Consider the following 12336-nt stretch of genomic DNA (forward strand, 5'->3'; position numbering starts at 1 on the left):
TCCAAGAAAACTCGGAAGTAAACCAGTCACTACGGGTAGCCCGTGGTACCTCCGAACCTCTGGCGCCGGGCAGCGTAGCTGCACGGCGTAACGTAAAATAGACCAGATACATTTGTACGTGATCTACAATCATATATAAAACGCAAAAACCCCGTAGGGGGCCTCTTCAGAAGATTTCTAAGGACCTTATCGATAAGGAACCAGAAAAAAATGGTTTTAGAAACTTTCCCGTTATTAGAGCCATTCAGCTTACATCTCATTATGGATACGGGAAAAAATTGAAAGACAATAAAAAGCACCAGTTTAATGATGTTTTAGTCCTGCCTTGTTTGGCGCTTGCTTCTTATCTCAGATTCAATTAATGCTTCTAGCTTGTCCAGAAGCTTCCTTATTCAGGAAAAAACCGGAAAGACTAATCAGCGCGTAGCGTTACGAAGTCTTTCCGTTTTTTTTATGTCAAACTAGACCAAGTTATTCTATACGGAGCCGTTAACATCTTATTTTAGTAGTAGCTCGTCGTTGTGATCCACCCATATACTGGAATTAGCGTATTCAGCAGAACTTTAATCTAATTACAGCGAATAAAATGGGAAAATAGCGAAGGTTGACTGGAGGGGAAGGGATGAAGGCGATCGTATATGAGCGGTACGGGCCGCCAAATGTACTGCAGCTTCGGGATGTCGCCAAGCCGGTACCTAAGGACGACGAGATATTGATTAAAGTCTATGCTGCAACTGTCGCCGCGGGGGATTGGCGCTTACGAAAGGCAGATCCTTTCCTGGCCCGGCTGTTCAATGGTCTGTGGAGGCCGAAGCGAATCAAGATTCTCGGATTCGAATTAGCTGGCGTGGTCGAATCAACGGGCAGTTGCGTTACTCGGTCTAAACCGGGGGATGCCGTCTATGCTGCCAGCGGAATGGGCTTCGGCGCGTATGCCGAATACAGATGCCTACCTGAGAACGGCCAGCGTCACGCTGAAGCCGACAAACATGACGTTCGAGGAGGCGGCAGCGGTTCCGGCCGGTGCCTATACTGCCTTGCAATTTCTCCGAAAGGGCAATATCCAGCGCAACAGACGCGTACTCGTCTACGGAGCATCCGGCAGTGTTGGGACGTATGCGGTGCAGCTCGCCAAGCATTTCGGTACGGAAGTGACCGGGGTATGCAGCACATCGAATCTGGATTTGGTAAGATCGCTGGGCGCCGACCGAGTCATCGATTATACAGAAGAGAACTTCGCGGATGACGGTACGATCTACGATATCATTTTCGATACGGTTGGAAAGAGTCCGTTCATGGCTTGCGTCGAGCGTCTGACACCGAACGGCTTATACCTGCGATTAGTCCATTTTAGCCCTCTGCCGGTCGTTCTCGGGTTATGGGTCAACTTGACGAGCGGTAAGAAGGTGATCGGTGGAACAATGAGGGAAAACGCGGAAGACTTGAGGTATCTTAAGGAGCTGATCGAGGCCGGCAAGCTGCGGAGGCCCACCGCTATGTGGAGCAGGGTCACAAGAAAGGCAACGTGGTGTTAACCGTCCAACAAGGTTTATAGGATTCGCTTCTTTATCCTTGAAAAGCTAGAATTAATACGTTTCGAAATCGAAAGACGAAGACTCCTTGTGCGTTTAGCTAACGGGCTCGATAGTTCAATGAAACAGCGACAGTCTAGGACTTTATTTTCTCGTCCTTGGCTATCGCTGTTTCAATTTCTAGGTTCAGTCTAATCCTTATTTTATTGAGTCTGACGGATGGCGTTTCGAAAAGCCGCGTGGAATAAAGAGATCCAGTCTAATACATTATTTTCTGCTGACACGGGGCGGACTTCAACTGGGTTTGCACCTTTCCGTGCAATTCGCAGAAGGCGATTGCCTTCCTCAGCGCTCAAATCCCGTACAAGTATAGCCATGGTTCTCACCACGGAAAGTAGTCGTTACTGGTCATTACCCACGTTTACCAAGCTACCTCTGTCCTTGTGCTGCGTTGTTTGCCTTGTCCGCCGCCAGTCTGCAATGATCACGTTCACGAGATGTATGTTGTTCGGAAAATGTAAACTTAACGCTTCCTACTAGAGCCGTTGCGCCATCACTGCACCCAATGCTCCAACTCGTAATGATCGTGAAACGATTGCGCTTGCTCGGAGCCCGACTCGATAAGCCGCTGTCGATTAGCTTCAAGCAGCCGATCAATTTCGTCATCGGCAATACGCAATTTGCGCAGCGTGTTGCCAACAATCCGGTTTGTTAACGTCATTCTTGGCGGATTATGCTCAAATACCAAGCTAATTAATGCTTTAAAATTGTCGAGCAGTCGCCCATGCTTCTCATCGTCGGCAAGCGAGGCCGGTGCTTGCTGCTTAGCATAATCCATATGCTGGAAGCAAAAATCTACAACCTCATGGTCGATGCCCAGTCTAGAGCACAACTGGCCAAATACAACCTCCCACTCAAATAGCTCCAACAAATCCTTTCTATCATCACACTGGTATTGGACAGCTTCAATATTCTCTGCGATGAGTGTGAAAAATTGCTGTCGCTCCTCCTCGGAGCTATGGGCAAGCAGCAAATCCCACATTTGTTTATTACTTTGGTTGTTTGTTGCTGTAACCGTCAGCAACTGACGAAACAACACCTGTCGTTGAGCGGGATTAGCGATCAGCCTCATATACACGGCCATACTGTCTCCAAATCGGCGCATATCATGATTGTAAAGCGCATCTATAAACTCCCGCAACGCAATATCGAAGCAGCGCCCCTCCGGTGGTCGCCCTAACACCTCCACAATAACACGATTCCATAACTTTCCGTTTTGATGATGATAGCCATTCCACCATAACGGCTGGGGGTAACCGCAATGGACGTTGAGGCAGCATTCCAGCAGTCCTTCCGACAACAGCCGATCCACTACAACACCAATCTCTTGTCCAAATAAGACCTCGCCCAAAATCGCAATTTGCACTTCATCAGGAACAGCGCGGCGGTTCAGCGCAACTCCACGCAGCCAGCGGACATCCTCTCGTTCGGCTTGCAACACCGCTATTAGCTCAGCCCGTTCGCCACTTGACAGCGAGGGCCAATGGTCTACCAATGTGCCGATCGTAACCGTGAGCATACTAGTTTGCCGGACCGCCAGCAGTTCTTGGAACAGCTCTGCCCTAACGTCAGCAGCCTGTCCTGTTCCTTCCAGCAAATAATCCGCAACATTCATGCCATAATCCTGTGGAAAATGATGCTCGCTATAATGATGCAGCCAACGATGCCAAGAGATTGCCAATTGGACAATACGCTCCAAATCATCAACATGGGCGAGCGACTTTCTCGCTACGTTCATCATATGCGCTTCATTCATCTCCATATATTGGGACGGAAAATGGTTTAGCAGCGCAATAAACACATCGTACCAAACAAACCATAGCTCGCGGGCCTCCTCGTCTGTGAGTTCATCCCAAGCTAGGCCATCCCGCGCATACCGATCCTCGAAATTTTCCAAAAAACGTTTAGAGCGTAGCGCAACGGACATAATCGACAGCGAGTTCCGAACATAATCTAAAATCGCAGACTTCGCTTGTGGTGTATAGCTGCTCCAACTGGACAAAGCGCCGCGAAACAGCTTATAAATATAGTCCGGATGCTCGTTCGGCTCCAAGTAGCTTGCAATATCCTCGAACGTATATGCGAACTGTTGAAACAGGAGCTCCACCGCTTTTGCTCGAATAAAGCTTTCATCATAAGATAGCGCCAGCCGAATAACGTGCAGCAGGTCCGCTGGCTCCATTTTGGCTGCATCGCGAACTACTAGCATATCCCGTATTTCTTCAGCAGTAAGTGGCTCGCTTGCCGCCAATTTTTGCAGTCTTGCTGCATGTCTGTCCTCATCCCAGTCCAGCCAGCCAAAACTGGCACTACGCTCCGTCGCCGTATTAAAATACGGCTCGCCCCTATGCCACAAAATATCATTGTCGCTCATCGAGCTTTGAACTTTTACAGCACTTACAAACGCCTTCTGCTCCTGATCGTCCAGCTCATCCATCCGACTATCGAAATACATAATGACCCGATCCTTCACAGACGGAAACAACGAATGCAGACTTCTTAGCAGCAATGCCTTGATTCGCTGTTTAAGCGTGGCATCTTGCGTCTCGGCATAATGCCACTCTGCCATCATAAGCGCACACAGGTTTCCTTCTTTAGAAGGTGAGGCCAAACTTCGGCCTAACAAGCGCAAGATGCTCTCCTTGTCGGCCAAAACGTCCTCCAGACTCGTTTGGAATACGATTTTGCTCGCGTGGTAGTAAATCGGATGGGCAAACACAATCGTTTTATAAACCGGATCAACTTTGATATAGCCGCGGTCGCGTAAATCACGAAGCGCTTCCACATCGTTGTCCGTAATTTTATAAGTTGCCTGGTAGACTGGAAATGGCGGCTTCTCCGCTCCTTTGCCCCCAAAATTATAGGCACGTATAACAGGCCCGTCACGCTTGGCGTTAAGCGCTGGCTCCTCCGTTGATTCACTTAACAGAAACGCCAAATCGTCGAGCTTTGCCGCTCGATAGGTGTTGCAGCTTAAACCAAGCGCCATAAACACACGCTTGCTGTTCTGTCCCTGATCGTCAATTTGCCGTGCCAAGCGATTAGAGTCGATCCGCGCTTCATTAACGATTGCCGACTCCTCCCATTGCTCCAGCACACCCAGATCAGGCTGCGCATAATAGAGGTGCACGATTTGTCCTGGTTGCAAGACGCTCGTACGTTCATTACGCTCCAGCCAGCCCCGCAAACGCTGAAACAATGTCACAGATGAAGCCGACGCACCATAATAGCGCATCCAAATTTGCTCTCCGATCGCAGCTTCATCAGCCGTCAAATCATGCCATACATGTGCCTTCATGCGGCATTCCGCAATCGAGCCGCGACGCAAAGCATGAAGCAAAATATCGCTGCGTGTCGTCACGATCAGTTTGCGATGTGGGCCGCAGGCGTCCAGCAGCCGTTCCACTTTAGCGACAAGCTCGGCCCTTTGTGGATGAGCGGTCATCGAGCCAAATGGGTCTTCCAGTACGAGCAGCCTCTCCTCATGGCTTACATGCCGCAAAAAGGCGAGCGCACCGCTGTCCCCATCTAGCTCACTTGTTATTTTCACTCTAAAGCCAGACTCCTGATAACGTTGGGCAATTTCCTTCGCCAAATACGTTTTGCCACAGAAGGATACCCCTGTCAGCAGCAGCACATGGGAAGCTTCCAAAGCTTCGCTGCAGAGGTACATTTCAGCGCGAGGCACGAGCTTCTCATCATAGGGGAATATTCGATTGCCGTTGAAAGCAGCAAGCAGTCTAACGACATCCTCCGTGATGGATTGCCCGGAATCGCGGCCTTGCCGAACTAGCTCGTCCAGCTTGCTAATGACGCCATCTGTTTCGCTTTGCGGAACGGCGTATTTTCTATTGAGCAGACGCGCTAGCCGTTCATAAACGGTATCCCAGTCCATAGACTCCCAGACGCGGTTTTTTTTCAAAATCGTCCTAAGCTGATTGTTTGGGTTATCACTAAAAAACTGCTCCAAAAAACGCCGACGCCCTTGCCCAGCAGGAGTCGCATCCGTGTAGTGGGCCAACACATTTGTTTTGACCCGCGCCAATAAGTCGTTGTTCATCCCTGCCGTTAACGGCAAATAAACCTCATTCGAATCTACAAACAGGCTCACGTCGTCCCGGCAGCGGGCATTCGTTACAAATAATACAAAGCGATTGGCGTCCTGCTTTAATTTCTCCAGCAAGTTCATATCCCGGCTATGCTTGTCAAAATGGCTAATCCAACTCGAAAACTCCGCTAAATCAATTTGTCCGGAGCGGTCCTTCACTTGCACGTCCAAAATATAAGGTTTGCCCGCGGCCTGAAAGGTAATCCGCGAATCTTCGCCATCCGCACATTCGATATAGATGCCAACGTTTTCTTGATCCAGTAGCTCCAGCGCCACATAAGCAGAAACGAGATACTGGTACTCATAGCCTCGAACTCCTGCGATTTCAACGGTCATCATGTCACCTCTCATCCAGTCAGCCTGAACAAAAATAAAGCCATATTGCAGCTCTTATGGTTCTGTTCCCTATCAAAGTAGTTCAATCCCTGTCCTTTATTTCCCTCTTGTAAGCGGCAACTTTTCAGGCGAAATTGACAAAATTATAGAATCATGAAACAAAAAAGAAGATGACCACCGCAAGAAATAGCCTTTGAGTAGGCAATCCAGGCTGTCACTGAAGCTTACCATCAAAGCAAAAAGTTTCTTTCCATTGCGGTGGAGGTGGAGGAAAAGGAAGAACCGGTACAGAAGCCGCAGGTATCTTACTTACTCTGGCGTTAAGTGACACACTTGACGAAGCAGAGTAGTCGGCTGTGAGTAAAACGGTGGTTCAAGACCATTCCCTGTGATAAAAAGAATGACAAAGTGATAGCTGTCCTGTTCTAGGTTCAAAAAAATGGAATAAAGGGAGGGCAATTGAGATGTAAGATTGTAGAACTCTTATGAGAGAGGAGGACTGACTGGGGTGGTAAATTACTGTGGGATCACTACAGATACCGACATGGAGGAAGCTGTCCTAGGTAGAAAATAGAAATTTAAAAGAACGAAAAAATAAAGAAAAATGTTAAGTATCGTTCCTTTTGGGAAAAATGGATCTAATGATTCTTCATGGGAGCGATACAATGTATTACACTATTGCGGATGTTTTTCCAGCCATACCTATAGAGAGAATGGGCGACTATTGCATCAAGTATGACGACTACGTATTTTATTCAGTATGGTATGACAAACATTGTCTTATTGAAAATACTACATTAGCATCGGCTAGAGAGTTTTGTAGCGCGAGAATAAATCAACGTTGCGAAATTGTTTTTGTTCTGAATACGTATTTTGTTTATATTAGGGGACAGGTTTTTTCAAAATACGTTGATCAGGAGCAGTGGTATCGAAGACCTTATAGGCCGTGGATAGGTTTTTACCCTATACCACAAAAGGTTAGATTCGGATCATTACCATACATAAGTCTCGCTCAAGACTGTATTGAAGCTGAGAAAGCGGGTAAAATCAGCTTGTTTTATAAGTCATATTACAATGAATATGACAGACATCACTTCAATAAGATTTAAAAAATGATTTTTGAGACTTCAATAGTACCTCTTAAATTTTCTAAGTAGAAGGAGAGAATGCAATCTAGCGAAACATGAATAAATCGGTTATTCAGAAGAGGCGCTCTTATTGCAGGGAGAGAAGATGATTCCCATGAAAAAATACAACGCACGTTTAGACAAGCTTTGAGATTTTTAGAGTAGAAATGCAATAGTATCATTGAGTGCCTATCATAGTTTAAACATCCAACGAAACGATTCCGGTCGTATTGAAAAATACTAATTTCAAAGTTTAAGTTACGTATAAAGGAAAGCGTAAATGGCAGTTATATAAGGAGCGTGAAATGGAAAGCATATAAGTAGATTAATATTTTTAAACTAGGAAAATCTACATATTGTAGTTCATTTTTCCAATTGATACAATATTCTGTAATCAATTGCACATCAACAGAGACACATAATGGATTCCGTTATGTGCTTTTTTATTATCAGGAGGATGTTTGATGTCTGAAAATATCTTGTTAAAAAATCACCAAAATCGGCTAAAAGACGGGAGAGGCAAGGGGAGAGGTCAAAGTTATGTGCCCTTTATCCAAGCTTCTGATAACAGAGCACCTTCTGAAGGATGGATAACGAGGTCACTTGGGTGGAAGACAAGGAGAATTCATCATACCTTATCAAGGCATGAGTATCACTATCTACTTGTCCAAGAATGGTCGGATCTGGTAGTTGATATTAGAGAGCAGTATCCCCTTGACTTCGATTTAACAACAAAAATTGCAAGAAAATTGAATGTTCCCCACCCTCATTTAAACGGTGAAAACGTAATTATGACAACAGACTTTATGCTTACGGTTATTCAGCCAGATGGTAAGGAAATGGATTTTGCTAGAACAATTAAACCCGTTAATAAATTGACGAGGAGGACATTAGAGTTATTTGAATTAGAGAGGAGATATTATCTTGAGTTAGGGCTTTCTTGGGGGATTGTCTTAGAAAAGAATAAACCAATGAATTTAATAAAGAACATTGATTGGCTTTACGATACTAAGGAACTAGGATCCCGAGATGGAGTTGACGCAGAGCTGGTGAGTATGGTGTCCAAACCTTTGTTCTCACTCTTATCAAAGAATAGTACAAAGGTATCTATAAGTAAACAATGTCTTACCTGTGATCTAGAATTAGGATTAATGCCAGGGACCTCCTTATACATCGTGAAACATATGATTGCAAATAAACACTGGGTCACAGACATGCATCAATTAATTCGTGAGAATAAGCCGCTTCAGCTCACTCTAGGATCTTCTTATGACTCTATCTCAAAGAACTATGCGTAAGGAGAAGAACAGATGCAAATTGTTGAAAATACAATTGTCGCTTTTAGTGATCAACTCGAAATGAAAGAAATCCTGGAAAGAGTACTGTGGATTTCACCAGATCGGACTGAAGTGGTTCTAATTAACATTGTTAATAAAAACAAAATATATTTTCCTTATTTTAGGCAATATTCGGAAATTGAGCATCTGATTGAAGATGGCTTTGCAAGAATCATTCATGTGGATCCTGACTTAAAGTTAATTGCGCCTGATGAGGATTATCTGCAAAAGCATAAAAAAAGCCAAGAAGCAAAATGGGAGATTATTAAGGATATTGTCTCAAAAGAACCAGACATTTACCTTAAGGAGCATCGTGGGCAATTGATTCGTGATGCAGGAGAAACATCGGGAAAACCATTGAACATTATTTATGATTGTCTTAAAAAGTACTGGTTTTATGGAAAGTCCCTAAATGGTCTCTTAAATAACTATTTTGACTGCGGGTACCCTCAACATGCTAAGAGGATAAACAATACTGGTAAAAAACCGGAAGATAGAGAAGGGTATCTCTTAACGGAAGTTGATAAGAGGAAGTTTAAGATTGCAATTGAACACTTTCATAAAAAAGAGGGAAAAAACATAAAAGAAACGTACAAGCACATGTTGCAGACGGAGTATAACGAAGGATATTACAGGGAACATGGTGTCATGGTTCCGATCGTTGTAGTTAATAACTGTCCATCAGAAAGACAGTTTCGTTATTGGTACCAACATGAGTATAGCGAGAAAGAGAAGTACGAAAAAAAATATGGTAGAAGAAAAGCTGAAATGAACGCAAGGGCTCTTACGGGAAATCCTATAGAAGATATACAAGGTCCAGGTGCTCTATTTGAGATTGATTCAACGCCAGCCGATGTCATCTTAATGTCGAATGATAATAAAACAGAAATAGGTCGTGCACATGTATATTTTGTAAAAGATGTTATGAGTAGAATGATTACTGGGATGCATATATGCAGAAATCCTTCGTGGGAAGAAGCGATGGTTGCTTTAGAAAATGCAGCTACAGATAAGGTTGAATTTTGTGCAAGGTATGGTATAGAAATCGACGAAGAAGATTGGCCATCCCGACATTTGCCTAAATTTATCGCTGCTGACAGTGGGGAAATGAAAAGCAGGAACTCCAATAATTTAGTGATGATTAACGTCCAGATTGGAAATGCCCCCTCTGGAAGAGGGGACTTAAAGCCATTTATAGAGCAGCAGTTCAGTCGGTTTAATGCTAGGATTCGTGAACTTATCCCTGGAGCAGTTGTGAAGCAACACAGGGAGAGAGGAGATAAGAATCCCGCGGATTATGCAGTATATACGTTCGAAGCATTTACGAAAATCGTCATCTACTTTGTTCTTGAATTTAACAAAAGCGTGTTGAGCGAAAATTTCTTTTTAACAAGGGAGTTGTTTGAGGACAAGGTCGAGTTGACACCATTAGGCGTTTGGAACTGGGGAGTTCATAAAAATCTGCTGCACGAAAAACCACGCCAACTAATTCGCTATAGTCTACTTCCTAGAGGAGAAGGATCGGTAACAAGAGCAGGAATTATCTTTGAAAAAATGGCGTATACTTGTGATCGCGCAATCGAAGAAGGATGGTTTGAAGCTGAGAGAGTTGATGGCAGCAAGAAGATCGAAGTTTGTTATGACTCAAGAAACTGTAGCAGCATTTTTTGAAGTTAAAAGATGGATCTTTTGAACAATGCTACTTAACAGCAAAGTATCGGGATTACGAGGGCTTACATCTTGATGATGTAAGAATCATGGTGAGATACAAGAAAAAACAGATGGATCAAAAGAAAAAAGATCAATTTAATGTAGAAGCCGTTTTGGATTCGGTAGCAAGAAGCATGACGAATATTGAAACCCAAAAAACGAAAGAGGCAACATCGGGTAGGCCCAAATCTGCAAAATTTAAAAATAAACGATTTGTACGAACATTGGATAAACGAGTTGACACAAGTAAAGGTGCTTGGACGGCGGTAAATACGAATCTAAATAAAGATGAACTCCTTTCCGGGGAGGTTGTCCCTTTTCAAAAACCACAAGCAACAAAGGAACAGCCTATCAACAATATGCAGTTGTTTTTAATGTCAAAAAACAAGGAGAAAAGAAAAGAACGTGACTAATATCGATATTAGAAATTCTATTTTAAAGGGATACCAAATGAATGCGGAGTATCAGGAGCAGATCGTTCCAGAAAATAAGGGAAATCCATTTATTGAAGCAATCCCTCCTCGGCTAAGTATTGATGATATTTATGACCACCTGTACTCCGTGCCTAAGTATTGCGGGAATCATTCAACACTTACTGTTGAAGAACGTCTAGAATTGGTACAACAAATCAAACCGAGTTTCTGGTTGCCATTAACCCCTCATTTTGATCGTTATCGAAATATTTATACTATGATAAAAATCGGATACCAATCAAGAAATCCTATGACGGCGATGTATCAACGGCATCTGTCTGTCGGGTATGGGAATATCTTAGCTCATGGAACAAACCCTGATGGTACTAATTTACTTGGCCATATACAAACAGCAAAACAGTGTGCAGAAATTGGCTTAAGTGGAATGGGGAAATCAAAGACGTATGACAAGTTATTGCAATTGTTTTTTCCTCAAGTGATCCACCATACTCGTTATCAGGGGAGTGCTCTCCCCTGCAAACAAGTTGTTTGGCTGAAGATTGAATGTCCAAGTAACCGCTCGATTGGGGCCTTGTGCAGGAACTTTTACTATGCGGTTGATGAGATCCTTGGGACTACCTATTACGAGGATCTAGCAGAAAAAGACGGCAGAGCTGAGGTTTTGGCGAAACGAATGGCAAAAGTCGCAGGTTTAATTAACTTAGGTGTCCTCGTGATAGATGAGATCCAACGCGTAAACCGTGCTCATTCCGGCGGGGATGAAAAAATGATAGATTTTATTACGGAGTTAACCAATTCGATTGGTGTTCCCATTATCATGATTGGTACATTTAAGGCTATGTATCTGTTTAAGACTTGTCTTGCAAACTGCCGGAGAGGCGTGCCAGATGGGTACGCGGAGAATATTACGGACCGTATGAAAGAGAATTGGGAGTGGGAACAGTTCATTGAGAGCCTCTGGGATTTGCAGTATACAAAGAACATCACAGCACTTACCCCTCAGTTAAAAGCGTCCATGTACTACCACACCCTAGGCATACCAGATTTTGCAGTTAAGTTATTTATGCACGTACAGTCGCATGTGATTTTATATAGTGAGGATGAACATATTACCGTTAGCATGATCGATGAAGTGGCAAATAAAACCCTACGGTTAGTTCAGCCAATTTTTGAACGTATTCGTAAGGGGGAAGACGTTGATCCTGTAGAATTTGAAGATCTTAAACCGGACTGGATTTCTTTTGACAAATATCTTTCTCAGGTAAGTCATAAGATACAAATTGATGGTCAAATGTCTGAGGAGCATAAAAGAATTATCATGCAACGAAATAGAAAAACATTAATCGAGCAACTAACAATCTTTGCTACTAAGATGGGATGTCAAACAGAAGAGGCGGAGCATTACGCTTGTGAGATTGAAAAGAAATATAGCGGTTGTGAGGATACAGAACTTTTATACTCTGAAATTGCAAAGTTAGTGCTTACAAAAGGTGGAACCGATATTGCTGTCAAAGGAGCAGAACAGAACCAAGAGAAGGCAACATCAAGAGGAAGGAAAAACAACACTTTTGAGGCGGATGATATTAGGCAAATTGTCCAGGAAGGATCTCGACGAGGGAGAAGGATTGATGAAGCCTTATCGGAATCTGGGTTGATAAATACGTATGATGAATTCGTAGTGAGTTAGGTGTT

5 protein-coding genes and 1 pseudogene are annotated in these 12336 nt (G+C 43.8%); 5 read left to right on the top strand and 1 reads right to left on the bottom strand.

Annotation, left to right across the window (positions count from 1 at the left end):
• The first annotated feature begins 622 nt into the window (after positions 1-622).
• A pseudogene (locus C7R94_RS17435) lies at positions 623-1555 on the top strand (NAD(P)-dependent alcohol dehydrogenase).
• Positions 1556-2085: 530 nt separating this feature from the next.
• On the opposite strand, the gene C7R94_RS17440 reads toward C7R94_RS17435, so the two are convergent.
• Entirely contained in the window at positions 2086-6039 is a 3954-nt protein-coding gene (locus C7R94_RS17440; protein WP_158264690.1) for an nSTAND3 domain-containing NTPase, read from the bottom strand.
• A gap of 1588 nt (positions 6040-7627) precedes the next feature.
• Between C7R94_RS17440 and C7R94_RS17450 the strand changes: the two genes are divergently transcribed.
• The 4 genes from C7R94_RS17450 to C7R94_RS17465 are packed head-to-tail and all read left to right on the top strand — an operon-like array spanning position 7628 to position 12331.
• Complete coding sequence (locus C7R94_RS17450) at positions 7628-8461, top strand: TnsA endonuclease C-terminal domain-containing protein (protein ID WP_106783255.1); 834 nt, start codon at positions 7628-7630, stop codon at positions 8459-8461.
• A gap of 12 nt (positions 8462-8473) precedes the next feature.
• Entirely contained in the window at positions 8474-10171 is a 1698-nt protein-coding gene (locus C7R94_RS17455) for a transposase (RefSeq protein WP_106783257.1), read from the top strand.
• Positions 10168-10623: a hypothetical protein gene (locus C7R94_RS17460; protein WP_158264691.1), complete on the top strand. Its 456-nt coding sequence runs from the start codon at positions 10168-10170 to the stop codon at positions 10621-10623. Before C7R94_RS17455 ends, C7R94_RS17460 begins: the two co-directional genes overlap by 4 nt.
• On the top strand, positions 10616-12331 hold the full coding sequence (locus C7R94_RS17465) for an ATP-binding protein (protein WP_233220588.1): 1716 nt from the start codon (positions 10616-10618) through the stop codon (positions 12329-12331). The genes C7R94_RS17460 and C7R94_RS17465 overlap by 8 nt, the downstream gene beginning before the upstream one ends.
• The last annotated feature ends 5 nt before the right edge of the window (positions 12332-12336 follow it).

It is taken from the genome of Brevibacillus sp. NRRL NRS-603 (genome assembly GCF_003013445.1).
GTDB classification, from domain to species: domain Bacteria; phylum Bacillota; class Bacilli; order Brevibacillales; family Brevibacillaceae; genus Brevibacillus; species Brevibacillus formosus.